Genomic DNA, 23,290 nt, shown 5'->3' on the forward strand with positions numbered 1-23,290 from the left:
CCCCATGTTCGAACGCATCATCCGTTTCGCCATCGAGCAGCGCTACCTGGTGCTGCTCGCCGTGCTGGGCATGGCCGCCCTCGGCGTGGCCAGCTACCAGAAGCTGCCGATTGACGCGGTGCCCGACATCACCAACGTCCAGGTGCAGATCAACACCGCCGCCCCCGGCTACTCGCCGCTGGAGACCGAACAGCGCATCACCTACCCCATCGAGACCGCCATGGCCGGCCTACCGGGCCTGCAGCAGACGCGTTCGATCTCGCGCTCGGGGCTGTCGCAGGTGACGGCGATCTTCGCCGACGGCACCGACATCTACTTCGCCCGGCAACTGGTCAACGAGCGCCTGCAGCAGGCCCGCGAGCAGCTGCCCGAGGGCGCCGAGGCGGCGCTGGGGCCGATCTCCACCGGCCTGGGCGAGATCTTCCTGTGGACCATCGAGGCCGCCGAGGACGCCCGCAAGGAGGACGGCACGCCCTACACGCCCACCGACCTGCGGGTGATCCAGGACTGGATCGTCAAGCCGCAGCTGCGCAACGTGCCCGGCGTGGCCGAGATCAACACCATCGGCGGCCAGGCCCGGCAGTACCAGGTGGCGCCCGACCTGCAGCGCCTGGCCGCGTACCGCCTGACCCTGGCCGACCTGCTGGCGGCGCTGGAGCGCAACAACGGCAACGTCGGCGCCGGCTACATCGAGCGCAACGGCGAGCAGCTGCTGGTGCGCGCGCCGGGGCAGCTGTCCGGCCTGGAGGACATCGGCAACGTGCTGGTGGCCAACCTGGAAGGCACGCCGATCCGCGTGCGCGACGTGGCGCAGGTGCAGATCGGCCGCGAACTGCGCAGCGGCGCGGCCACCGAGAACGGCCGCGAGGTGGTGCTGGGCACGGTGTTCATGCTGATCGGCGAGAACAGCCGCAGCGTCGCCGCCGCCGTGGCCGAGCGCCTGGAGCAGGTCAACCGCAGCCTGCCGGCGGGCGTGCGCGCGGTGCCGGTGTACGACCGCACGCAACTGGTGGACAAGGCCATCGCCACGGTGAAGAAGAACCTGGTGGAGGGCGCGGTGCTGGTCATCGCCGTGCTCTTCCTGTTCCTCGGCAACCTGCGCGCGGCGCTGATCACCGCCATGGTCATCCCGCTGGCGATGCTGTTCACCTTCAGCGGCATGTTCGCCAACCGCGTCAGCGCCAACCTGATGAGCCTGGGTGCGCTGGACTTCGGCATCATCGTCGACGGCGCGGTGGTCATCGTCGAGAACGCCATCCGCCGCCTGGCCCACGCCCAGCAGCACCACGGCCGCCTGCTGACGCGCAGCGAGCGCCTGCATGAAGTATTCGCCGCCTCGAAGGAGGCGCGCCGCGCGCTGATCTTCGGCCAACTGATCATCATGGTGGTGTACCTGCCGATCTTCGCCCTCACCGGCGTGGAAGGGAAAATGTTCCACCCCATGGCCTTCACCGTGGTCATCGCGCTGTTCGGCGCCATGCTGCTGTCGGTGACCTTCGTGCCGGCGGCCATCGCCCTGTTCGTCAGCGGCCGCGTGCGCGAGGAAGAGAACTGGCTGATGCGCGGCGCGCGGCGCGGCTATGAGCCGGTGCTGGGCTGGGTGATGGGCCACCGCGCGCGGGTGTTCGCCGGCGCTGCGCTGCTGGTGCTGGGCGCGGGTCTGCTGGCCACGCGCATGGGCAGCGAGTTCGTGCCCAGCCTCAGCGAGGGCGACTTCGCCCTGCAGGCGCTGCGCGTGCCGGGCACCAGCCTGACGCAGTCGGTGGAGCTGCAGGAACGCCTGGAGCGCCACATCCTCGCCAGGGTGCCGGAGGTGCAGCGAGTGTTCGCCCGCACCGGCACCGCCGAGATCGCCTCCGACCCCATGCCGCCGAACATCTCCGACAGCTACCTGATGCTGCGCCCGCAGCAGGACTGGCCGGACCCGCGCAAGCCGCGCGCGCAGCTGGTGGAGGAAATCCAGCGCGCCGCCGCCGAGGTGCCGGGGAGCAACTACGAGCTGTCGCAGCCGATCCAGCTGCGCTTCAACGAGCTGATCTCCGGGGTGCGCAGCGACGTGGCGGTGAAGGTCTTCGGCGACGACATGGCGGTGCTGGAACAGACCGCCGGGAAGATCGCCGAGGCCCTGCGCCAGGTGCCCGGCGCCTCCGAGGTGAAGGTCGAGCAGACCGGCGGCCTGCCGGTGCTGACCCTCGACATCGACCGCGACCGGGCGGCGCGCTTCGGCCTGGCCGTGGGCGACGTGCAGGACTTCGTCGCCATCGCGGTGGGCGGGCGCCAGGCCGGCACGCTGTTCGAGGGCGACCGCCGCTTCGACCTGCTGGTGCGCCTGCCCGAGGCGCAGCGCAGCGACATCGACGGCCTGTCGCGCCTGCTGCTGCCGTTGCCGGCCGGCGCCGACGGGCGCATCGCCTTCATCCCGCTCGGCCAGGTGGCGCAACTGCAATTGCTGCAGGGGCCGAACCAGGTCAGCCGGGAGAACGGCAAGCGCCTGGTGGTGGTCAGCGCCAACGTGCGCGGCCGCGACATCGGTTCCTTCGTCGCCGAGGCCGAACGGCGCCTGGCCAATGAGGTGCAGGTGCCGGCCGGCTACTGGACCGCCTGGGGCGGCCAGTTCGAGCAGCTGCAATCGGCGGCCAAGCGCCTGCAGGTGGTGGTGCCGGTGGCGCTGCTGCTGGTCTTCGTGCTGCTGTTCATGATGTTCGGCAACGTCCGCGACGGCCTGCTGGTGTTCACCGGCATCCCCTTCGCCCTCACCGGCGGGGTGGCGGCGCTGTGGCTGCGCGACATCCCGCTGTCGATCTCCGCCGGCGTGGGCTTCATCGCCCTGTCCGGGGTGGCGGTGCTCAACGGCCTGGTGATGCTCGCCTTCATCCGCAACCTGCGCGAGGCGGGCCGCGGGCTGGATGCGGCCATCCACGAGGGCGCCCTGACGCGCCTGCGCCCGGTGTTGATGACGGCGCTGGTGGCGTCGTTGGGCTTCGTGCCCATGGCTTTGGCGACAGGTACCGGCGCCGAGGTGCAACGGCCGCTGGCTACGGTGGTGATCGGGGGCATTCTCTCCAGCACTGCGCTCACGCTGCTGGTGTTGCCGGCGCTGTATCGCTGGGCGCACAGGCGCGATGAGATGGGCTGAGCAGGGACGTAAAAAAGGCGCCCGCGGGGGGCGCCTCAGGGGCCGTCCCTCACCAAAGGAGCTTTCGCTGCCGGGACGGCCGTCAGTTCACACGAGTGGGGCTGACGGGGTTATTGGAACCTGTCGTCGGTAACAGGATGCTGAGGTGGGGATGACGATTTTGATAGGGAGGGGTTTGGCTTTTGCGTAGGAGCGAGCTTGCTCGCGAACGGAGTTCCCCGGTTGCAACGGAGCCTTGGATTGACTCCGTTCCCTCTCCCCAGCCCTCTCCCTGAAGGGAGAGGGGGCTAGTTCGTGCCGAGAGGCGATGTGGTTTCATCCTGATACCCGTGTAGTAGCCGGCTAACGCCGAAATACCCGAGCACACCGAACGGTCCCCTCTCCCTTCAGGGAGAGGGTTAGGGAGAGGGCGCTCTTCAGGCCAGGCACCGAAGCCACCGGGAAACCGGGTTCGCGAGCAAGCTCGCTTCTACGCAAAAGCCAAACCACCCCCGCAAACGAAAAAGGCCCCGCAGGGGCCTTTCTCCACACCCGAACCTCAAAGCACCCGCAACGGGTACTCCACTATCAGCCGCACCTCATCCAGGTCCGACTCGAAGGCCGTGGCCCGCGTCGTCGCCTGGCGCAGGCGGAAGGACAGGTCCTTCAGGCTGCCGTTCTGCACCACGTACTTCGCCTCGACGTCGCGCTCCCAGCGCTTCTGGTCGGTCAATGGATCGCCGTTCCCGTCGCGGCGCATGTAGACCGCGTTGGCGTGGCTGTAGTCGGCGTCGCTGCCGCGGGCGTAGCGGGTCATGAAGCTCAGGCCGGGGATGCCGTAGGCCTGCATGTCGAGGTCGTAGCGGAGCATCCAGGAGCGCTCCTTCGGCGAGTTGAAGTCGGTGTACTGGATGGAGTTGTCCAGGTAGATCGAGTCCGACTGGCGCAGGTAGTCGAAGTCGTTATTGCCGTTGTTGCGCTGGTGGCTCAGGGCCAGGGTGTGGGCGCCGAAGCGCACGCCGAGCTTGCCGCTCCAGATGTTGGTGTTGAACTCGCCGAGCAGCTCGCGGCCGCCGTCGTCCACCGACTTGTAGTAGGTGAAGCCGCCGATCAGGTCCAGGCCGTCGGCCAGTGGATAGGTCGCCGAAGTGGCCGCGTAGTACTGCTTCCAGGCGTCCTTCAGGCGGCTGCCGTAGAGGCTCACGCTGACCTGTTCGGTGAGCGCGTAGTCGCCGCCCAGGTAGGCGACCCAGGGGGCGTCGACGGGGCCGGCGTAGAAGGTCGAGAAGCCTTCGCTCATCTTGCGGTCGTTGGGCTGGCTCATCGAATGCAGGCGCCCGGCCTGCAGGTCCAGGCCGTCGATGCTGGCGTTGTTCAGGGTCACGCCGCGGAAGGATTCGGGCAGCAGGCGCGAGTCGCCGTAGTGCACCACCGGCGTCTGCGGGAACACGTCGCCGATCCTCACCTCGGTGTCGAACAGGCGCAGCCTGGCGGCGCCGCCGGCCTTGGCGTATTCGTCCTGGGTGCGGCCCCGGGCGTCCACCGGCAGCACGTCGAACGAACTGTGCCCGCCGTTGCGGCCGTCGCCGCTGTCCAGCTGGATGCCGAGCATGGCGAAGGCGTCGACGCCGAAACCCACCGTGCCCTGGGTGTAGCCGGACTGGTAACGGGCGAAGAGGCCCTGGGCCCAGGCCTCGGAGTAGCCGTTGCCCTTGGGGCTGGACTGGCCGTGGCGGTCGTCGCGGTTGAAGTAGAAGTTGCGGTTGAGGATGTCCAGGCGCTGGCCTTCGAGGAAGCCTTCGGCGCTCTCCTCGGCGCCGGCCAGGGGGCTGGCCAGCCCGGCGGCGAGCAGGGAGAGGGCCAGGGGGATGTGCCGCTGTGTCATCGATCGCTCCATGGGGTGTTGGGCGGCTGCCGGAGAGGCGCCGCATCGTTGTTGTGCACCCGCAGCGGCTGGGAGCCGCGCGCAGGCAGGCTCCATCCTGATGACGGCGGAATGACGCGGAGATGAGGCGGACATGACAATTCCGTCAGCCGGCGAACGGCAGACGAAGACGGCAACGGCACGAAGGATGGGGAAGGCGGGGGGGACCATTATCCCCCCGGTGCCTGCGCGTCCGGGGGTGTGGACGGGGCACCGAGGCTTTGCGGCAGGAGCCGCCCTGCGAGGGGAAGGTAATCGACCTTGTCTTGTGGACAAGGTCGGACCCTGCGGCCCACCGAGGGGTACCTGACAAGTAGTCCCGGCAGGCACGCGTGGGTGGCGAAACGATAGAAGCTGGCCTTGTGCCGGTCAATCGGAAATGCCGAACGGACGTTCGATATTCGCCCTTTCGATGGTTGGCACCCCGTCGATCGGCAGGATTTATCGTTAGCTGGCTATCGGCAGGGGGCTATACTCCTGTAACAGATTGTGTCGGCAAGCTGCCCGAGTGCGGCCTGCCGCACCTCGTCCGGTGGCGAAAGGGACGGCCGCCGTACAACGCCAACAACAGTGTCATCGACGAGAGAACCCGCATGAACGCACCCGTACCGCATTACTCCGCCGAAGAACGCGCCCGACGCATCTTCGCCATTGTCGGCGCCTCCTCCGGCAACCTGGTGGAGTGGTTCGACTTCTACGTCTACGCCTTCACTGCCATCTACTTCGCCCACGCCTTCTTCCCCTCGGGCAACCCCACGGTGCAGCTGCTCAACACCGCCGGGGTGTTCGCCGCCGGCTTCCTGATGCGCCCCATCGGCGGCTGGATGTTCGGCCGCATCGCCGACAAGAAGGGCCGCAAGACGGCGATGATGATCTCGGTGCTGATGATGTGCGGCGGCTCCCTGGCCATCGCCGTGATGCCCACCTACGAGACCATCGGCGTGCTGGCGCCGGCGGCGCTGCTGCTGGCGCGGCTGTTCCAGGGCCTGTCGGTGGGCGGCGAGTACGGCACCAGCGCCACCTACATGAGCGAGGTGGCGCTCAAGGGCCAGCGCGGCTTCTTCGCTTCCTTCCAGTACGTGACGCTGATCGGCGGCCAGCTGCTGGCGGTGCTGGTGGTGGTGATCCTGCAGCAGCTGCTGAGCAACGAGGAGCTGCGCGCCTGGGGCTGGCGGATTCCCTTCGTGGTCGGCGCCATCACCGCGGTGATCGCCTTCTACCTGCGCCGTTCGCTGAGCGAGACGGCCAAGGACGAGAACCTGCACCGCGCCGAGTCCGGCACCCTCACCGAGCTGTTCGCCCACCACAAGCGCGCCTTCTTCACCGTGCTCGGCTTCACCGCCGGCGGCTCGCTGATCTTCTATACCTTCACCACCTACATGCAGAAGTACCTGGTCAACACCGTGGGCATGGACGCCAAGGTGGCCAGCGGCGTGATGACCTTCGCGCTGTTCGTCTACATGTGCATGCAGCCGCTGTTCGGCGCCCTCTCCGACCGCATCGGGCGCAAGACCTCGATGCTCTGGTTCGGCCTGCTGGGCATGCTCTGCACCTGGCCGATCCTCTCCGCGCTCAAGACCACCACCAGCCCCTACATGGCCTTCGTGCTGATCATCGTGGCCATGGCCATCGTCAGCCTGTACACCTCCATCAGCGGGCTGATCAAGGCCGAGCTGTTCCCGCCGCAGATCCGCGCCCTGGGCGTGGGCCTGTCCTACGCGGTGGGCAACGCCATCTTCGGCGGCTCGGCGGAATACGTGGCCCTGGGCCTGAAGAGCCTCGGCGTGGAGTCGTACTTCTACGTCTACGTCTCGGTGATGTGCGGCGTGGCGCTGGTGGTCTGCCTGCTGCTGCCGGACCTGCGCAAGGTCAGCTACCTCAACGATGAGGACTGACGGCGCGCGGGCGGTGGAGGCTCAGTCCTCCACCTTGCCGCGCAGGCGGCTGTTGGGCAGCGCCAGGGCGATGAGCAGCGCCAGCACGCCGACGCCGGCGTTGACCAGGAACAGCCGGCGGAACACTTCGTCCAGCAGCAGGCGGCGGTCCTCGTGGCCGGGGCCGGCGAGGCTGGCGAGCAGTTCGTTGGCGGAGATGCCGTGGCCGAAGCCCTGCCCGGCCGCCAGCGGCTGCAGCATGGCCAGGAGGATCGCCGACATCAGGGCGACGCCCACCGCCCCGCCGAGGGAGCGGAACAGCGTGGTGTTGCTGGTGGCGACGCCCAGGTGGCTATGCGACACGGCGCTCTGCGCGGCCACCAGGCTGGTGGGGAACTGGGTGCCGGCGGCGGTGCCGCACAGCAGCATGAACAGCCCCGACAGCCAGAAGCTGGACGGCGTGACCAGGGCCAGGCCGGCCACCGCGCAGGGCAGCAGCAGCGCGCCGGCGACTATCTGCGGCTTGTAGCGGCCCAGGATGGTGGTCAGGCGCCCGCAGCAGTAGGCGCCGATCGGCACGCCCATGGCCAGCGGCAGCATGTGCAGCGCGGCGCTGTCGGCGCCGGCGCCGGTCACCGACTGGAAGCGCAGCGGCACCAGCACCGACAGCGAGATGATCTGGAAGCTGGCGAAGAAGCCGACCATCCAGCTCAGCGTCGCCGCGCGGATGGCGAACAGCTGCATGGGCACCAGCGGCTCGGCGGCGCGGCGCTCCTGCAGGACGAACAGCACCAGCAGCACCAGGGCCGCGGCGAACAGCCCGAGCAGCTGCGCATCGCGCCAGTCGGCGCCCTGGCCGACGTCGGTGATGGCCAGCAGCAGGCTGCCCAGGCCTGCGATCATCAGCAGCGTGCCCAGGTAGTCGATGCGCGGCCGCCGGCCCGGCACCGGCAGGCCCACCAGGGTGCGCCGCGACACCGCGAAGGCCACCAGGCCCACCGGCAGATTGATCAGGAACACCCAGCGCCAGGACAGGTACTCGGTGAGCAGCCCGCCCAGCACGGGGCCGGCGATGCTCGCCACCGCGTACATGCTGCTGAAGTAGCCCTGGTAGCGGCCGCGTTCGCGCGGCGGGACTATGTCGCCGATGATCGCCTGGCTCACCGACATCAGCCCGCCGGCGCCCACGCCCTGCAGCACCCGCGCCAGCACCAGCTGCTCCATGCTCTGGGCCAGGCCGCAGAGCAGCGAGGCGAAGGTGAACAGCGCGGTGGCGAAGAGCATCAGCCGGCGCCGCCCGTAGAGGTCGCCGAGCTTGCCGTAGATGGGCATGGAGATGGTCATGGCGACCATGTAGCCGGAGATCACCCAGGCCAGCAGGTCGAAGTTGGCGAAGCCGGCGGAGATGGCGGGCAGCGAGACGGCGACTATGGTCTGGTCGAGCGCGCCGAGGAAGATCGCCAGCATCAGCCCGATGAGGATGGTGCGCACCGGCGGACGCGGGTGGCTCAGGGTATTCAAGCAACCCCCTTGAGGACGAGCGAATTTATTGGGACGGGATGGATGCTTAGCAGTCTAACGGATTGTGCCTGCGGCGCGCTGCCGCACTTTTGCAATCCGGTAAAGGCTCTATCTCGATATGGACACGCTGACTGTCAGAAATCTCCTGCTACGCTTTTGCAGCGCTCCGTTCGCACCTGCCGCCGAATCCACCGATAGACGAAGGGCGGGAACACCCATAGGCGAAGGCTATGAGGGTCCTATTCTATAGTTTTTCTGTTCGTGACCAGGAGGAATGCATGAAAGCCAACCTGCCCTCTGAGTTGCTGTCCCTGCAATTGCCGTTGCGCATCCGCATCGGCGATGCCCAGGCCTTCGACCTCGGCCCGGACCCGCAGGTGACGCTGATCGTCCGCGATCCGACGCTGCTGGCCGAGATCACCCAGCCCAGCCTGGACGCCCTCGGCCGCGCCTACGTCGAGAAGCGCATGGATATCGAGGGGCCGATCGGTGACGTCATCGCCATGGGCGATGCCCTGAGCGAGGCCCTGGGCGTCGACGACGGGCCCGCCGACTTCGTCCGCGAAAGCCACGACAAGCGCACCGACGCCGAAGCCATCCACTACCACTACGACCTCTCCAACGACTTCTACAAGCTCTGGCTGGACCCGGAGATGGTCTATTCCTGCGCCTACTACGAGACCGGCACGGAAGACCTGGCCACCGCCCAGCTGGCCAAGCTGCGCCACCTGTGCCGCAAGCTGCGCCTGAAGCCCGGCGAGCGCCTGCTCGACGTCGGCTGCGGCTGGGGCGGCCTGGCCCGCCTGGCGGCGCGCGAATTCGGCGCCGAGGTCTACGGCATCACCCTGAGCGAAGAGCAGCTCAAGCTCGGCCGCGAACGGGTCAAGGCCGAGGGCCTGGAAGGCAAGGTGAGGCTGGAGCTGCTGGACTACCGCGACCTGCCCCGCGACGGCCGTTTCGACAAGGTGGTCAGCGTGGGCATGTTCGAGCACGTCGGCCACGCCAATCTGGGCCTCTACTTCCAGCAGCTGTACGACGCGGTGCGCCCGGGCGGCCTGGTGATGAACCACGGCATCACTGCCAAGTACACCGACGGCCGCCCGGTGGGCCGCGGCGCCGGCGACTTCATCGACCGCTACGTGTTCCCCCACGGCGAGCTGCCGCACCTGTCCCTGGCGGTGTCGCGCATGAGCGAGGCGGGCCTGGAAGTGGTCGACGTCGAGGGCCTGCGCCTGCACTACGCGCGCACCCTGGACTTCTGGAGCGCCAGCCTGGAAGCGAAACTGGCCGAGGCCGCCAAGCTGGTGCCGGAGCAGGCACTGCGCATCTGGCGCTTGTACCTGGCCGGTTGCGCCTACGGCTTCAAGAAGGGCTGGATCAACCTGCACCAGATCCTGGCGAGCAAGCCGCACGCGGACGGCAGCCACGAAGTGCCGTGGAGCCGGGGGGATATCTACGCCTGAGGCGCGGCCACCCTATAGGCGCGGGCCCTGCCCGCGATTCGCGCGCAGGGCGCGCTCCTACATGGGCACGGTGTTGGGGGCACTCGTAGGAGCAACTATCTTGCGCCGAGGTGCTCTTCGTAGGATGGGTTGAGCTTGCGAAACCCATGCGGTCGTGGCGATGGGTATCGCTGCGCTCAACGCCATCCTACGAAAGGCACCTCGGCCTCGCTTCAACGTTTCGCGACGTCCAGCCAATCCTCCGGGCGTTGCGCCGGCGGCACTCCGCTGGCCTGCGCCGCCTCGAAAGCCTTGCGCCAGCGCTGTGCCGAGCACTCCTGGCGATAGTCCGCCGCCAGTGCCTCGATTCGGTTCAACGCCGCGTCGCTGGCTACGCCTGACGCGGGTGTCGAGCCCAGCCGCTCGACCGCGAGCCGCGCTTCCAGTGTCTGCTCGGAGAGCTCCACGCAACGGGTGAACTGCCTGTCGCTCATGCCTGGATAAGGCGAGTCGTACTGGCGCAGCACTTCCACCAGCCGGGTCACGCCGGCGATCAATACCAGCGAGGCGAACATCAGCGCGATGACCCCGGCGGCGGCAAGCACCAGGCCGAGGTTCAGTGTCTGGGTACGTTGGCGAGGGGACAGCTGGTTCCAGACATCCAGCCAGGTCGGTCTTGGCATGACATTCCTTGTCCAGGGATTTGGCACAATGCGCAGACTAGCCATTCCCTTTCAGCGTTTCCAGGAGCCTTTGCTTGTCCACCCTTGTCCCCCGTGAGCTACCTCTCACCCAAGCCCCCTGGCCCCTGCTCCTGCTCGCCGACCCCAGCCGCGAGCAGGTCGAACGCTACCTCCCGCAATCCCGCCTGCTGGCGCTGGTCGAAGGCGAGACAGTCCGCGGAGTCCTGGCGCTGACGCCGGTGAGCTGGGGTGTGCTGGAAGTCACCAACCTCGCCGTGGACGAGGCCTGGCAGGGGCGTGGGCTGGGCAAGCGCCTGCTGGCCGCGGCCATCGACGCGGCGCGGGCGGCCGGGGCGCTGCGGCTGGACATCGCCACCGGCAATTCCAGCCTGGCGCAGCTGGGGCTCTACCAGCGCATGGGCTTTCGCATCTGCGCCGTGGAGAGCGACTACTTCAGCCTCAACTACCCCGAGCCCATCGTCGAGAACGGCATCCCCTGCCGCGACCGCCTGCGCCTGAGCCTGGTGCTCTAGTCGGCCAGCGCCTGGTAGAGGGTGTCGACGTTGCTGCGGTACAGGCCCAGGTAGGTGCTGGCCGGGCCTTCGCTGGCCAGGGCGTCGGAGTGCAGGGTGCCGCCGATCTTCGCGCCGCTTTCCTCGGCGATCCGCTGCATCAGCCGCGGGTCCTTGATGTTCTCCACGAAGACCGCGCGGATGTGCTGCTCGCGGATCTGCCGGATCAGCTCGGCGACTTCCGTGGCCGAGGCCTCGCGCTCGGTGGACAGGCCCTGGGGCGCCAGCAGCTTCAGGCCGTAGGCCTGGCCGAGGTAGCCGAAGGCGTCATGGGAGGTGACCAGGGTGCGGCGGTCGGCGGGCAGGTTGCCGAGTTTGTCCTTGGCGTAGGCGAGCAACGCGTGGGCCTGCTTCAGGTAGGCCTCGGCGTTGCGCCGGTAGTCGGCGGCATTGGCCGGGTCGAGCTTCTCCAGCGCCTTGGCGATGTTGTCGACGTAGATGTCGGCGTTGGCCAGGTTGTTCCAGGCGTGCGGGTCGGGGATGGTCTGGCCGTCCTCCTCCAGGCTGCGCGGGATCACGCCGTGGCTGGCCTGGATCACCTGCGCGCGGGTCTCGGTGCTCTTCACCAGGCGGTCGAGCCAGGGTTCGAAGCCCAGGCCGTTCTCCACCACCAGCTGCGCCTGGCGCACGGCGCGGGCGTCGTCCGGGGTGGTCTCGTAGGTGTGGGCGTCGCTGTCGGGGCCGACCAGGTTGTTCAGCTGGATGTGCTCGCCGCCGACCGCGCGGGTCATGTCGGCGAGGATGCTGAAGCTGGTCACCACGCGCGGCTTCTCGGCGGCGGGCAGCGACAGGGGCAGGCAGAACGCGAACAGCAGCAAAAGGGCGCGCATGGCGGGTTTCCTTGGGTGGAGGGTCATTGGGGGATGGGCAGCAGGCCGCGGCGCAACAGGCCGTGCACCGGGCCGAACAGCACGGAGAACAGGTAGAACAGGCCGGCGAGCAGGACGATGGCCGGCCCGCTGGGCAGCGACCAGGCGTAGGACGCCGCCAGGCCCAGCCACACCGAGAGCGCGCCGATGCCCGCGGCCAGGGCCAGCAGCGCCGGCAGGCGGCGGCTCCAGAAGCGCGCGGCGGCGGCCGGCAGCATCATCAGGCCGACCATCATCAGCGCGCCCAGGGCCTGGAAGCCGATCACCAGGTTGAGCACCACCAGGCCGAGGAACAGCCCGTGGGCGAAGGGCCCGAGGCGGCTGACGCTGCGCAGGAACAGCGGGTCGAGGCTATCCAGCAGCAGGCTGCGGTAGATCAGCGCGAGCACGCCGAGGCTGAGCACGGCCACGCCGAGCATGCCCAGCAGGGTCGTGCGGTCCACCGCCAGGGCCGAGCCGAACAACAGCTCCAGCAGGTTCAGGCGCTTGCCGGCCAGGCCCAGCAGCAGCACGCCGCTGGCCAGGGAGATGGGGTAGACCGCGGCCAGGCTGGCGTCCTCGCGCAACCCGGTGTGGCGCGTCACCCAGGCCGCCAAGCCGGCCACCGCCAGGCCCGCGCCGAGGCCGCCGAGGGTCAGCGCCGGCAGCGACAGCCCGGCCAGCCAGAAGCCGATGGCGGCGCCGGGGAGGATGCCGTGGGCGATGGCATCGCCGATCAGGCTCATGCGCCGCAGGATCAGGAACACCCCCAGGGGCGCCGCGCTCGACGCCAGGACCACGCCGCCCAGCAGCGCGCGGCGCATGAAGGCGAATTCGACGAAGGGCTGCCAGAGCGCGTGCAGGACCATCACGCCACCCGCGCCAGGCAGCGGCTGGCGAGCAGCTCGCGGCTGCTGCCGTGGCGGCAACCCTCGGCGGCCACGCGCAGGCAGTCGGGGACGCGCTCGCGCACCGCGCCCAGGTCGTGGCAGACCAATAGCAGGGTGCGGCCTTCGCGGTGCCAGGCGTCGATGTGCTGCCAGAGCAGCGCCTGGCCGGCTTCGTCGAGGCAGGCGTCGGGCTCGTCGAGCAGCAACAGCGGGCTGTCCAGCAGGCTCAGGCGGGCCAGCAACGCGCGCTGCAGCTGGCCGCCGGAGAGCGCCGCCAGCGGGCGCTGCTCCAGGCCCTCCAGCTGCCAGTCGGCCAGCGCCCGGCGCAGCTTCTCGCGGCGCTCGGCGGTGCTCAGGCGGCTGTTCCAGAAGCCGGCGCCGACCAGCTCGCCGAGGCCGATGGGGAACTGCCGGTCGAGGGCCTGCTGCTGCACCAGGTAGCCGATCTCCCGCGGCCGCAGCTGGACGCGCACGCGCCCGGCCAGGGGCTTCTGCAGCCCGGCGATGACCTTCAGCAGGCTGCTCTTGCCGCAGCCGTTGGCGCCGACGATGGCGGTCAGGCTGCCGGCGCCCAGGTCCAGGTTCAGCGGCGGCGTCAGCGGCAGGCGCGGCGGGCCCCACTGCAGGGCCTGGCAATGGATCATGGGGCCTCCCTGCGCCACTGGCTGCGGGCCACGGCGTCGTGGGCGTGGAGGCTTTCGGCGTGAACCACGCTCAGCGCGAAGGCCTCCAGTTCCCCGCGTTGCGCCAGGGCGCGGTGCAGGCGGCGGGCGGCGTCTTCGCAGAACATCAGGTTCTGCCCGTTGGCCAGGGCGAAGGCCTGCTCGTCGGCGCGCTTCACCGCGGTCTGCACGGCGGTGCCCAAGGCGGCCTCGGCGCAGTCGAGCAGCTCGCGCAGCGGCAGGCCGTCCAGGCCCGCGCGCAGGTGCAGGTGCAGGTCGGCGAAGCTGCGCTGGCTGTGGGGCGTGGCGACTATGCCGGCGCTGCTGCCGAGCCAGGTGTGGACTTCCTGGTGGCTGGGCGAGCGGTCGGCGAAATCCTCGGCGAAGCGCTGCTGGATCAGCTGGCGCGCCAGGGCCGCCGAGCAGGGGCAGGTGGAGGAATAGGCCAGGCGCAGGCGCAGCTCCAGGCGCAGGCCCTGGTCGTCCAGGCGCGCGTGGACCTCGCAGGGGTACTGCTTCCAGCCGCTGAGCGGGCTGACCAGCGCCGGGCGGCTGAGCAGGGCGTCGAAGGCCAGGCGCAGGCTGGCGCGGCGCGACAGGCCGGCGTGGCTGGCGAGGAAGTCGTCGAGCACTTCGCGCAACAGCTGCGGGCCCAGCTCGGCCTGCTCCAGGCGGGCCAGGGCCAGGTACAGGCGCGACATGTAGATGCCGCGGGCGGCGGCCGCGTCCAGGCTGACGCCGGCGTCGGCCAGCGCGTTCAGGCGTTCGCCGTGCAGGCGCAGCGGCAGGGCGATGCCCTGCATGCCGACCCAGTCCAGGGCGAGGGTGTCGGACGCGGCCTGGCTGGCGACGTCGGGGAGAAAGGCGGTCATGGGAATGGCTGGCACTGTCGGATGTTATAATATAACATATTGTTTCCCCAACCTTCCTGCAAGCGCCATGAATCGACGCCGCCTGCTGCAAAGTCTGCTCGCCAGTGCCGCCTGGCTACCCGCCCTGGACGTCTTCGCCAATTCGCGCCTGCTCGGTGCGCGCACCGAGGCCACGGCCGGGGGCCTGCGCCTGGTCCTCGACCTCGACGGGCCCTTCCACTACCGCACCTTCACCCTCTCCGCGCCGGAGCGCCTGGTGGTCGACCTGGACGGCGCCAGCCTGGGCACGCCCCTGGCCTCCCCTGCCCCGTCCGGCCCGCTGCGCGGCCTGCGCAGCGGGCGCCTGGCCGACGGCGGCACGCGGCTGGTGCTGGACCTGGCCGAGCCGGTGCAATTGCAGGCCTTCGCCCTGGGGCCCCAGGCCGGCAAGGGCCATCGGCTGGTGCTCGACCTGCATCCGGCAGGGGCGCCTGCCCCGGTAGCCACGGCGAAGGCTGCCGGCAAGGGCCGCGACATCCTTGTGGTGGTGGACGCCGGCCACGGCGGCAAGGACCCCGGCGCCCTCGGTTCGCGCGGCGAGCGGGAGAAGGACGTGGCGCTGCTGATCGCGCAAAACCTGGCGCGGCGCATCGACCGCCAGAACGGCTTCAAGGCGCGCCTGGTGCGCAACGTCGACGTGTTCATCCCGCTGCGCCAGCGCGTGGAAGTGGCGCGGCGCTGCAACGCCGACATGTTCGTCTCGGTACACGCCGACGCCGCGCCCCGCCGCACGGCCTCCGGCGCCTCGGTGTTCGCCCTCTCCGAGCACGGCGCTACCTCGACCCTGGCGCGCTTCATGGCCGAGCGCGAGAACGGCGCCGACCTGATCGGCGCCGCCGGCAACCTGCCGCTGCAGGGCAAGGACCCGGCGCTGGCCAAGGTCATCCTCGACATGTCGCTGAGCTCCACCATCGCCTCCAGCCTGGACCTGGGCCACAGCGTGCTGCGTAGCCTCGGAGGCATCACCCGGCTGCACCAGGAACGCGTCGACCAGGCCGGCTTCGCCGTGCTCAAGTCGCCGGACATCCCCTCGATCCTGGTGGAGACCGGCTTCATCTCCAACGACGCCGACTGCCGCCGCCTGCATGACGCGCGGCACCAGCAGGAGCTGGCCGGAGCGATCTTCGATGGATTGCACGGCTACTTCCGCCAGCGCCCGCCGGCGGGGAGCCTGTTGGCGGCGTTGCGGGAGCAGGGCAAGGCGTAGGGCGAGGAGCGGATTCATCTGCGATTTCGCGGCGGGGCTCGCCCTATCGCGGACGGAGTCCGCTCCTACGAGGAAACTCCGTGCTTCACGACAATTGTAGGAGCGGGCCCTGCCCGCGATTCGCGCGCAGGGCGCGCTCCTACAGGGGAATGGCGTGGGTGGCGCAGCGTAGCGGATCTCATCCGCGAATCGCGCCGGAATGTGGAATACCGTGCTGCCCCGCGAACCGTAGGAGCGGACTCCGTCCGCGATTCCCCATGCGTCCGGCAGTGGCGTGGCCGGGCGCCTACCGCACCTGCTGGCTGCACCCGCTGACGCGCCCGCAGGTCAGCTTCGCCTGGCCGCCGCTGGAGCTGCTGAAGCGGCTGATGTGCGTCCAGCCGATGCCGCGGCTGGTGCCCAGCCACACCTGGCCGTCGCTGCTCACGCCGCTGAAGAAGGTGAGGCGCCCGTAGCGCGTGCCGGTCTGCGCCCAGCGCTGGCCGCTGGCGGCGTCGAAACCGCGCAGGTAGGTGTCGTGGCCCTGGGTGGCGACGCTGTAGTGGCTGCCGTCGCGGTCCATGCAGGCCAGCACGTTGGCCAGCCAGGCGCAGGCCGCCGGCGGCAGGCCGGGGAACGCCAGCGGCGGCTCCCCCGCGGCCCGCGCCAGGGGCGCCAGGAGCAGCAGGCAGAGCGTCAGGGCGGCGGCGTTCATCGGGACCTCGGGGCGGGCTGGGCGGGCCTCCATGGTACGCCGGCGGATTGTCGAATACGAAATGTTATATTATAACAATTCGATCAAGTCCTTCCGGAGACCGCCATGTCCCTGCAAGCCGAACCGGTCCTCAGCGAACGGCAACTGCTGGCGCAACCCGCCAGCGCCTACATGAACGAGGCCCAGCAGGCCTTCTTCCGCGACCTGCTGCTGCGCCAGCGCGCCGAGCTGCAGGCGCGCATCGACGGCGAATTCGACGCGCTGCGCGAGGTGGAACGGCCCGGCGACGAGGCCGACGTCGCCAGCCGCGAGGAGCAGCGCCAGTGGCAACTGCGCCTGCTGGAGCGCGAGAAGAAGCTGCTGGACAAGATCGACCAGGCCCTGGAGCGCCTGGCCCGCGGCGAGTACGGCTGGTGCGCCGAGACCGGCGAGCCCATCGGCCTGCGCCGCCTGCTGCTGCGCCCCACCGCCAGCCTCAGCGTCGAGGCCAAGGAACGCCAGGAGCGTCGCGAACTGCACCTGCGCGACGCCTGAAGAATCCATAACAGAGAGCCACCACCGTGAAGCAACGCCTACCCGTCACCGTCCTTTCCGGCTTCCTCGGCGCCGGCAAGAGCACCCTGCTCAACCAGGTGCTGAAGAACCGCGAGCACCGCCGCGTCGCAGTGATCGTCAACGACATGAGCGATATCAACATCGACGGCAGCGAGGTGCAGCGCGACGTCAGCCTCAACCGCGCCGAAGAGAAGCTGGTGGAGATGAGCAACGGCTGCATCTGCTGCACCCTGCGCGAAGACCTGCTGCAGGAAGTGGCGAAGCTGGCCGCCGAAGGCCGCTTCGACTACCTGCTGATCGAGTCCACCGGCATCTCCGAGCCGCTGCCGGTGGCCGAGACCTTCACCTTCCGCGACGAGCAGGGCCGCAGCCTGTCCGACCTGGCGCGGCTGGACACCCTGGTCACCGTGGTCGACGGCCTGAACTTCCTGCGCGACTACCAGGGCAGCGACAGCCTGGCCAGCCGCGGCGAGAGCCTGGGCGAGGAAGACCAGCGCTCCATCGCCGACCTGTTGATCGACCAGGTGGAGTTCGCCGACGTCATCCTGCTCAGCAAGGTCGACCTGATCTCCAGCGCCGAGCGCGAAGAGCTGCTGGCGATCCTCCGCGGCCTCAACCCCGACGCCGAGATCCGCCCCATGGTCATGGGCCAGGTGCCGCTGGAATGGATCCTCGACACCGGCCGCTTCGACTTCGAGCGCGCCGCCCAGGCCCCCGGCTGGCTCAAGGAACTGCGCGGCGAACACGTGCCGGAGACCGAGGAGTACGGCATCGCCTCCCGCGCCTATCGCGCGCGCCGGCCCTTCCACCCGCAGCGCTTCCACGACTTCCTTGCCACGCCCTGGAGCAACGGCCGCCTGCTGCGCTCCAAGGGCTTCTTCTGGCTGGCCAGCCGCTACCGCGAGGCCGGCAGCTGGTCCCAGGCCGGCGGCCTGATGCGCCATGGCCTGGCCGGGCGCTGGTGGCGCTTCGTGCCGAAGGAACGCTGGCCACAGGACGAGGATGGCCTGCGCCAGGTGATGCGCCACTGGAGCGCGGAGACCGGCGATTGCCGCCAGGAACTGGTGTTCATCGGCCAGGGCATCGACTTCGCCCGCCTGGAGGACGAGCTGGACGCCTGCCTGCTGGACGACGCCGAATTCGCCGCCGGGCCCCAGGCCTGGGCGCGGCTGGCCGACCCCTTCGAGTCCTGGACGGAGGACGCCTGATGCTCGCCCGGCCATTGCAGCCCATGCCGCGCCAGGTGCTCGGCGACGACCCGCAGGTGCTCGCCGAGGTGCTGCACGACGGCGTCAACCTGGCGGTCTGGCGCCGCCGCCTGTTCCCCGAGCTGGCGGCCTATGCCGAGGCCCTGGTGCAGGGCGAGGCGCTTTACGCCCGCCACGCGACCCTGGAACTGGACGAGACCGGGCGCAGCGACCAGCTGCGCGGCCTGTTCGACGAGAGCCCGGGCGCCACGCTCTTCGCCAACGACCTGGCCTGGCTGGTGGAGGCCTTCGCCTGCCTGACCGGCGCGCGCCGCGTGGGCCTGCGCCTGCGCAGCCTGGAGCGGGCCATGTGCCCGCGCTTCCACGTCGACCACGTGGCGCTGCGCCTGGTCACCAGCTATGCCGGCTGCGCCAGCGAATGGCTGGAGGAAGGCGCCCTGCCCCGCGACCGTCTCGGCGAGGCCGAGCCGGCGAGCATCCAGCGCCTGGAAGTGGGCGACGTGGGCCTGTTCAAGGGCGAGAAATGGATCGGCAACGAGGGCGCCGGCATCGTCCACCGCTCGCCCGCCCCGGCGCCGGGCACGCGGCGCCTGCTGCTGACCCTGGACTGGCTCTAGGCTGGGCGACGCATGTCGATGTGCGGGATGTCGTCTTCCAGGTACACCTCGCCCTCGGCGACGAAGCCGTAGCGGCCGTAGTAGCCCTGCAGGTGCGCCTGGGCGGAGAGGTACACCGGGCTGCCCGGCCAGCGCCGCGCCGCTTCGTCCAGGGCGCGTTGCATCAACTGGTGGCCGAGGCCGCGACCGCGCCCGGCAGCAGCGGTGATGACGCGGCCGATGACCACCTCGCCGTCGTGCGTCGCCGGGTCGAGCAGGCGCAGGTAGGCCAGCAGCTGGCCGTCCTCGTGGGCCATCAGGTGGCAGGTGTCGCCGGACAGGTCCTGGTTGTCGATGTCCTGGTAGGGGCAGTTCTGCTCCACCACGAAGACCTCGCAGCGCAGGCGCAGGAGGGCGTACAGCGTCTCCTTGCTCAGTTCGCTGTGGTGTTGGCAGCTCCAGGTGAGGTCCATGGCGTGAGGCTCCGGCGGCAGGTGGAAAAGGCCGCCCATCCTCTCACGCCCGGGCCTTTCACACAGCCACCCGCGGCCCGGTCGGCGACAGCCCGCCGAGGTGCCGACGCAGCGCCTCGATGGCTACCCGCACCTTGGCCGGCTGGGCGTCGCGCCGTGGCGTCACGGCGTAGATGCCGTAGGTGGGCAGGCGCCATTGCGGCAGCAGGCGCAGCAGCCTGCCCTCCTCCAGCGCCTCGCGCACTTCCGGCTCCGGCTGCAGCGACACGCCCAGGCCGTCGAGGGTGAACTGGCGCAGGGCGAGCATGCTGTTGGCTGCCACCCGCGGTTCCAGGCGCAGGCGGCAGCTCTCCCCGCCCGGCCCGTCGAACTGTAGCGCCTGGCCGTGGCCGCGGGTGTTCAGCGCCAGCCAGTCGACCTGCAGCAATTGCTCGGGATGGTCGATTGCCCCGCAGCGGCGCAGGTAGGCCGGGGCCGCGCAGACCAGGTTCTGCCAGTCGCCCAGGTGGCGCGCCACCTGGCTGGAATCGGCCAGGTTGCCGACGCGGATGGCCAGGTCGATGCGCTGCTCGATCAGGTCGATCTGCTCGTCGTGGAAGAACAGCTGCAGGCGCAGCTGGCGGTGGTTCTCCAGCAGCGGACGCAGCGCCTCGGTGATCAGCCGCCCGGAAAAACCCACCGGCGCCGCCAGGCGCAGTTCGCCCACCGGCGCTTCGCGCCACTCGCCCAGGCGCTGCTCGGCCTCCTCGGCGATGGCCAGCATCTGCGCGCAACTGCGGTAGAAGGCCTCGCCGGCCTCGGTCAGCGTCAGCCGGCGGGTGGTGCGGTGCAGCAGGCTCACCTGGGCCTGCGCCTCCAGCTTGCGGATCTGCTGGCTGACCGCCGAGGGGCTCATGCCCAGGGCCTCGGCGGCGGCGGCCATGGAGCCGCGGGCGACCACGGTGGCGAACACGGCCATGCCTCGGAGGTTGTCCATTATGAAGCTCCGCTTAAGAGTGAAAGGCACGATAGCCGGTTTTTCCCGGGCTTTCTCCCGCCTAGCATGCGAAGCCTCTGAAAGAAGAGGATGAACGATGCCGACTTCCCGTGCCGACGTGCCCACCCCCGATGGCGCCCGCTACCTCAAGCGCCTGTGCAACCACTTCGCCCACAAGCTGCCGGTGGAACTGAGCGAGGACAGCGGCGTGCTGAACTTCGAGTTCGGCACCTGCCGGCTCGAGGCCGACGCCGCCGCGCTGCACCTGCAGGCCGAAGCCGAGGACGCCGAGCGCTTGGCCCGCGTACAACAGGTGGTGGTCAGCCACCTCGACCGCTTCGCCTGGAAGGAAGGCCAGCTGCCGGTGAACTGGAGCTGAGCCCCCTGCCCTTTTCCCTTGCCGCCGTGGCCGCCGCGGTTCAGCGCTGGCTGCTGAGAATCTGCTGGATCAGGCCGCTGGCCAGTTCGATCAGCAGATAGTCGCCGTCCACTTCCTGCCACTGGTAGCCGTAGGCCGGCGGCGGTAGCTGGCGGCTGCGCCAGTCCTCCACGTAGTAGCGCCGCGCGCGGTATTCCGGCGGCAGGTACTGGCCGGTCTGCCAGTGCCGGCGCTCGGCCTCCTGGCGGCGCATGGCGTCTTCCCATTCGCGTTGCCGCTGTTCCTGCTGGCGGCGTTGCGCCTCTTCCCACTGACGCTGGCGCTCATCGGCCTGGCGGCGCTGCTCGTCCTGCCACTGGCGGTCGCGCTCGGCCTGCTGGCGTTGTTCTTCCTGCCAGCGCCGCTGCTGTTCCTGCTGGCGGCGCTGGGCCTCCTGGCGCTGCTGCTGCTCGGCCTGGCGGCGCTGTTCGTCGCGCTGGCGCTGGAACTCTTGTTGCTGGCGCTGCCGGTCCTCCATCTGCCGACGTTGTTGCTCGGCCATCTGCCGCTGCTGTTCCTGCTGCTGGCGTTGCTGCTCCTGCTGGCGGCGCTGCTGTTCCTCGTTCTGCCGGCGCTGCTGCTCGGCCATCTGGCGCTGTTGCTCCTGCCATTGCTGCTGTTGCTGGGCGTCGTTGGCGTTCCAGGCGAAGGCCGCGCCGGCGGGCAGCAGCAGGCCCAGGCAGAGGGCGCGGAGGGAGGCGGTGTTGGGCATGGTCGGGTCGTCGGGCAGGGCGGCGAAATGGCCGGGAAAGTCAGGAAAGTGGACAGGGAAATGCCGGGAAAAGTTCCGATCTCGGAAAAACGCGTCGCCGAATGAAAAGACGATTTGTCATCATTTGGTCGTAACTAGATCGATATTTCAATTTATAGTCGCAAATAGACCAAACTACCTTTAATGATGTATTTGATCTATTTTTGTACAAAATAAATAAGTCAATACTTTGAAATATTTTGTAACCGTGTGGCCACTTTTACCCCGGGTTATCCACAGAATCGATGCGCAAAATTTGTACATCGCGGCCTTTTACCCGGTAGGCGGCCTGGTAGGGCCAGCGTTCCAGCGGCAATTCGCGCACGCCGGGCACCTCGCTGGGCCGGCCGACGCTGCTCAGGCTGAGGTCGGCCAGCGCCTTCACCTGGCCGACCACGTCCTGGATGGCCTTCAGCGCCTTCTCCGGGCCGATCAGCACCACGTAGTGGTCGTACAGGCCGTCCAGGTCGGCGGCCGCCTTGTGCGTCCACTGCAGGCTCATGCCAGCCCCCACTTGGCTTCTATCTCGGCGTGCGGCAGCAGGTGCCCGGCGTTGGCGTCGGCCAGGCCCTCGTCGATGGCCGCCACGTGCCAGCTCTGGCGCTCCAGGTACTGCGCCAGGGCCTGGCGCAGGTGGTAGGGGCGGTCCCGGTGGGTGGCTCGGGCCAGTTGGTCCAGGGCCTTGGCCAGGGCGTCATCGGCGCGGAAGGAGATTACGGTGGTCAATTTCTGAGCAGTCCGTTTACGCTGTATACAGTGTTTACAACGATAACATAAGTATACGAATCAGGCACTTGGCGTTGGCGAGAAGGGCAGTCGGAAGGAGAGGGCGCGAATGCGGCCGGGCACTGGCGCGGAGCTGGCCGGGCGGGCGGAAAGGCCCGGCTGGCGCGGCTTGCAGGGCACTTTTGCGGTGGCGCAAGTTGGCTTGCCGCTTTCGGGATTTGCCGCCGCCGCGGGGCGGTCCAGGCTGGCGGAGCAGCCCCTTTCCCGCCAGGAGACGCCCATGCCCCATGACTTCCCGCAACCGGTGGACGCCGCCGAGGTCCCGCGCTTCGCCGGCATCCCCAGCTTCATGCGCCTGCCGATCTTCGAGGACCCGGCCCAGGTGGACATCGCCCTGGTCGGCGTGCCCTGGGACGGCGGCACCACCAACCGCGCCGGCGCCCGCCACGGCCCGCGCGAGGTACGCAACCAGTCCAGCCTGATGCGCAAGGTGCACCACGTCAGCCGCATCGCGCCCTACGACCTGGCGCGCGTCGGCGACCTGGGCGACGCCCCGGTGAACCCCATCGACCTGCTCGATTCGCTCAAGCGCATCGAGGGCTTCTACCGGCGCATCCACGCCGCCGGCGCGGTGCCGCTGTCGGTGGGCGGCGACCACCTGGTGACGCTGCCGATCTTCCGCGCCCTGGCCGCCGGGCGGCCCATCGGCATGGTCCACTTCGACGCCCATTCGGACACCAACGACCGCTACTTCGGCGACAACCCCTACACCCACGGCACGCCGTTCCGCCGCGCCATCGAGGAAGGCCTACTGGACCCGCGGCGCACCGTGCAGATCGGCATCCGCGGCTCGGTGTATTCGGCGGACGACGAGGCCTTCGCCAGGGAGTGCGGCATCCGCGTCATCCACATGGAGGAGTTCGTCGCGCTGGGCGTCGAGGCGACCCTCGCCGAGGCGCGGCGGGTGGTGGGCGAGGGGCCGACCTACGTCAGCTTCGACGTCGACGTGCTCGACCCGGCCTTCGCTCCCGGCACCGGCACCCCGGAGATCGGCGGCATGACCACGCTGCAGGCGCAGCACCTGGTCCGCGGCCTGCAGGGCCTGGACCTGATAGGCGCGGACGTGGTGGAGGTATCGCCGCCGTTCGACCTGGGCGGCGCCACGGCGCTGGTCGGCGCGACCATGATGTTCGAGCTGCTGTGCATCCTCGCCGACGCCCGGGCCCGGCGCCGCTGACCGCCGC

23 protein-coding genes are annotated in these 23,290 nt (G+C 69.4%); 10 read left to right on the forward strand and 13 right to left on the reverse strand.

The window, feature by feature from the left end; genetic code table 11:
• Window positions 1–4: 4 nt before the first annotated feature.
• Window positions 5–3,136 (forward strand): CusA/CzcA family heavy metal efflux RND transporter, encoded by a 3,132-nt coding sequence (locus PcP3B5_RS00470; protein WP_043270048.1) that lies wholly within the window; start codon window positions 5–7, stop codon window positions 3,134–3,136.
• Between the two features lie 538 nt (window positions 3,137–3,674).
• On the opposite strand, the gene PcP3B5_RS00475 is transcribed toward PcP3B5_RS00470, so the two are convergent.
• Window positions 3,675–5,000 (reverse strand): OprD family porin, encoded by a 1,326-nt coding sequence (locus PcP3B5_RS00475; RefSeq protein ID WP_043270046.1) that lies wholly within the window; start codon window positions 4,998–5,000, stop codon window positions 3,675–3,677.
• A gap of 632 nt (window positions 5,001–5,632) precedes the next feature.
• Between PcP3B5_RS00475 and PcP3B5_RS00480 the strand changes: the two genes are divergently transcribed.
• Window positions 5,633–6,934 carry an MFS family transporter gene (locus PcP3B5_RS00480; RefSeq protein ID WP_043270044.1) on the forward strand — a complete coding sequence of 434 codons (1,302 nt, stop codon included), beginning with the start codon at window positions 5,633–5,635 and terminating at the stop codon, window positions 6,932–6,934.
• Window positions 6,935–6,955: 21 nt separating this feature from the next.
• Here the strand turns inward: PcP3B5_RS00480 and PcP3B5_RS00485 are convergent, their stop codons facing one another.
• Complete coding sequence (locus PcP3B5_RS00485) at window positions 6,956–8,380, reverse strand: MDR family MFS transporter (protein ID WP_167361040.1); 1,425 nt, start codon at window positions 8,378–8,380, stop codon at window positions 6,956–6,958.
• 332 nt (window positions 8,381–8,712) lie between these two features.
• Here PcP3B5_RS00485 and cfaB point away from each other — a divergent pair, with 332 nt between their 5' ends.
• Window positions 8,713–9,897 (forward strand): C17 cyclopropane fatty acid synthase CfaB, encoded by a 1,185-nt coding sequence (gene cfaB / locus PcP3B5_RS00490; protein ID WP_009614613.1) that lies wholly within the window; start codon window positions 8,713–8,715, stop codon window positions 9,895–9,897.
• A 212-nt stretch (window positions 9,898–10,109) separates the two neighbouring features.
• On the opposite strand, the gene PcP3B5_RS00495 is transcribed toward cfaB, so the two are convergent.
• Window positions 10,110–10,559 carry a hypothetical protein gene (locus PcP3B5_RS00495; RefSeq protein ID WP_061560300.1) on the reverse strand — a complete coding sequence of 150 codons (450 nt, stop codon included), beginning with the start codon at window positions 10,557–10,559 and terminating at the stop codon, window positions 10,110–10,112.
• Between the two features lie 74 nt (window positions 10,560–10,633).
• Here PcP3B5_RS00495 and PcP3B5_RS00500 point away from each other — a divergent pair, with 74 nt between their 5' ends.
• Window positions 10,634–11,092, forward strand: a complete 459-nt coding sequence (locus PcP3B5_RS00500; RefSeq protein WP_043270037.1) for a GNAT family N-acetyltransferase — start codon at window positions 10,634–10,636, stop codon at window positions 11,090–11,092.
• On the opposite strand, the gene PcP3B5_RS00505 is transcribed toward PcP3B5_RS00500, so the two are convergent.
• Genes PcP3B5_RS00505 through folE2 form a run of 4 tightly spaced genes read right to left on the reverse strand, consistent with a single transcriptional unit; the run spans window position 11,089 to window position 14,403 of the window.
• Complete coding sequence (locus PcP3B5_RS00505; RefSeq protein ID WP_043270035.1) at window positions 11,089–11,961, reverse strand: metal ABC transporter substrate-binding protein; 873 nt, start codon at window positions 11,959–11,961, stop codon at window positions 11,089–11,091. The genes PcP3B5_RS00500 and PcP3B5_RS00505 overlap by 4 nt on opposite strands.
• A 23-nt stretch (window positions 11,962–11,984) precedes the next feature.
• Window positions 11,985–12,848 (reverse strand): metal ABC transporter permease, encoded by an 864-nt coding sequence (locus tag PcP3B5_RS00510; protein WP_009614616.1) that lies wholly within the window; start codon window positions 12,846–12,848, stop codon window positions 11,985–11,987.
• The gene (locus tag PcP3B5_RS00515; protein ID WP_043270033.1) at window positions 12,848–13,513 is read right to left on the reverse strand and encodes a metal ABC transporter ATP-binding protein; all 666 of its coding nucleotides are present in this window, start codon (window positions 13,511–13,513) and stop codon (window positions 12,848–12,850) included. The genes PcP3B5_RS00510 and PcP3B5_RS00515 overlap by 1 nt, the downstream gene beginning before the upstream one ends.
• A complete protein-coding gene (folE2, locus tag PcP3B5_RS00520; protein WP_061560301.1) occupies window positions 13,510–14,403 on the reverse strand; it encodes a GTP cyclohydrolase FolE2 in 894 nt (297 codons plus the stop codon). Before folE2 ends, PcP3B5_RS00515 begins: the two co-directional genes overlap by 4 nt.
• 67 nt (window positions 14,404–14,470) lie before the next feature.
• Here folE2 and PcP3B5_RS00525 point away from each other — a divergent pair, with 67 nt between their 5' ends.
• A complete protein-coding gene (locus PcP3B5_RS00525; RefSeq protein WP_061560302.1) occupies window positions 14,471–15,649 on the forward strand; it encodes an N-acetylmuramoyl-L-alanine amidase in 1,179 nt (392 codons plus the stop codon).
• A gap of 286 nt (window positions 15,650–15,935) precedes the next feature.
• Here PcP3B5_RS00525 and PcP3B5_RS00530 read toward each other — a convergent pair whose 3' ends face one another.
• Window positions 15,936–16,343: a hypothetical protein gene (locus tag PcP3B5_RS00530; protein ID WP_061560303.1), complete on the reverse strand. Its 408-nt coding sequence runs from the start codon at window positions 16,341–16,343 to the stop codon at window positions 15,936–15,938.
• 105 nt (window positions 16,344–16,448) lie between these two features.
• Here PcP3B5_RS00530 and dksA point away from each other — a divergent pair, with 105 nt between their 5' ends.
• The 3 genes from dksA to PcP3B5_RS00545 are packed head-to-tail and all read left to right on the forward strand — an operon-like array spanning window position 16,449 to window position 18,723.
• On the forward strand, window positions 16,449–16,877 hold the full coding sequence (dksA, locus tag PcP3B5_RS00535; protein WP_058487889.1) for an RNA polymerase-binding protein DksA: 429 nt from the start codon (window positions 16,449–16,451) through the stop codon (window positions 16,875–16,877).
• Window positions 16,878–16,903: 26 nt separating this feature from the next.
• Complete coding sequence (gene zigA, locus PcP3B5_RS00540) at window positions 16,904–18,106, forward strand: zinc metallochaperone GTPase ZigA (RefSeq protein WP_061560304.1); 1,203 nt, start codon at window positions 16,904–16,906, stop codon at window positions 18,104–18,106.
• Complete coding sequence (locus tag PcP3B5_RS00545; protein WP_043270022.1) at window positions 18,106–18,723, forward strand: DUF1826 domain-containing protein; 618 nt, start codon at window positions 18,106–18,108, stop codon at window positions 18,721–18,723. Before zigA ends, PcP3B5_RS00545 begins: the two co-directional genes overlap by 1 nt.
• On the opposite strand, the gene PcP3B5_RS00550 is transcribed toward PcP3B5_RS00545, so the two are convergent.
• Together PcP3B5_RS00550 and PcP3B5_RS00555 are read right to left on the reverse strand one after the other, a co-directional pair.
• Window positions 18,720–19,175 carry a GNAT family N-acetyltransferase gene (locus PcP3B5_RS00550; RefSeq protein WP_043270020.1) on the reverse strand — a complete coding sequence of 152 codons (456 nt, stop codon included), beginning with the start codon at window positions 19,173–19,175 and terminating at the stop codon, window positions 18,720–18,722. The two genes, PcP3B5_RS00545 and PcP3B5_RS00550, sit on opposite strands and share 4 nt — an antisense overlap.
• Before the next feature lie 58 nt (window positions 19,176–19,233).
• Window positions 19,234–20,151 carry a LysR family transcriptional regulator gene (locus PcP3B5_RS00555; protein WP_043270018.1) on the reverse strand — a complete coding sequence of 306 codons (918 nt, stop codon included), beginning with the start codon at window positions 20,149–20,151 and terminating at the stop codon, window positions 19,234–19,236.
• Between the two features lie 97 nt (window positions 20,152–20,248).
• Here PcP3B5_RS00555 and PcP3B5_RS00560 point away from each other — a divergent pair, with 97 nt between their 5' ends.
• On the forward strand, window positions 20,249–20,530 hold the full coding sequence (locus PcP3B5_RS00560; protein WP_009614626.1) for a DUF2218 domain-containing protein: 282 nt from the start codon (window positions 20,249–20,251) through the stop codon (window positions 20,528–20,530).
• 40 nt (window positions 20,531–20,570) lie between these two features.
• On the opposite strand, the gene PcP3B5_RS00565 is transcribed toward PcP3B5_RS00560, so the two are convergent.
• The 3 genes from PcP3B5_RS00565 to PcP3B5_RS00575 form a co-directional block, all read right to left on the reverse strand.
• A complete protein-coding gene (locus PcP3B5_RS00565; RefSeq protein WP_043270015.1) occupies window positions 20,571–21,281 on the reverse strand; it encodes an RcnB family protein in 711 nt (236 codons plus the stop codon).
• A 259-nt stretch (window positions 21,282–21,540) separates the two neighbouring features.
• Window positions 21,541–21,822: a type II toxin-antitoxin system RelE/ParE family toxin gene (locus PcP3B5_RS00570; protein WP_009614629.1), complete on the reverse strand. Its 282-nt coding sequence runs from the start codon at window positions 21,820–21,822 to the stop codon at window positions 21,541–21,543.
• On the reverse strand, window positions 21,819–22,046 hold the full coding sequence (locus PcP3B5_RS00575; RefSeq protein ID WP_009614631.1) for a CopG family ribbon-helix-helix protein: 228 nt from the start codon (window positions 22,044–22,046) through the stop codon (window positions 21,819–21,821). Before PcP3B5_RS00575 ends, PcP3B5_RS00570 begins: the two co-directional genes overlap by 4 nt.
• A 280-nt stretch (window positions 22,047–22,326) precedes the next feature.
• Between PcP3B5_RS00575 and speB the strand changes: the two genes are divergently transcribed.
• Window positions 22,327–23,283, forward strand: coding sequence for an agmatinase (gene speB / locus PcP3B5_RS00580; RefSeq protein ID WP_043270013.1), 957 nt, complete (start codon window positions 22,327–22,329; stop codon window positions 23,281–23,283).
• Window positions 23,284–23,290 lie beyond the last annotated feature (7 nt).

Origin of the sequence: Pseudomonas citronellolis (assembly GCF_001586155.1) — a bacterium.
Classification (GTDB): Bacteria; Pseudomonadota; Gammaproteobacteria; order Pseudomonadales; family Pseudomonadaceae; genus Pseudomonas; species Pseudomonas citronellolis.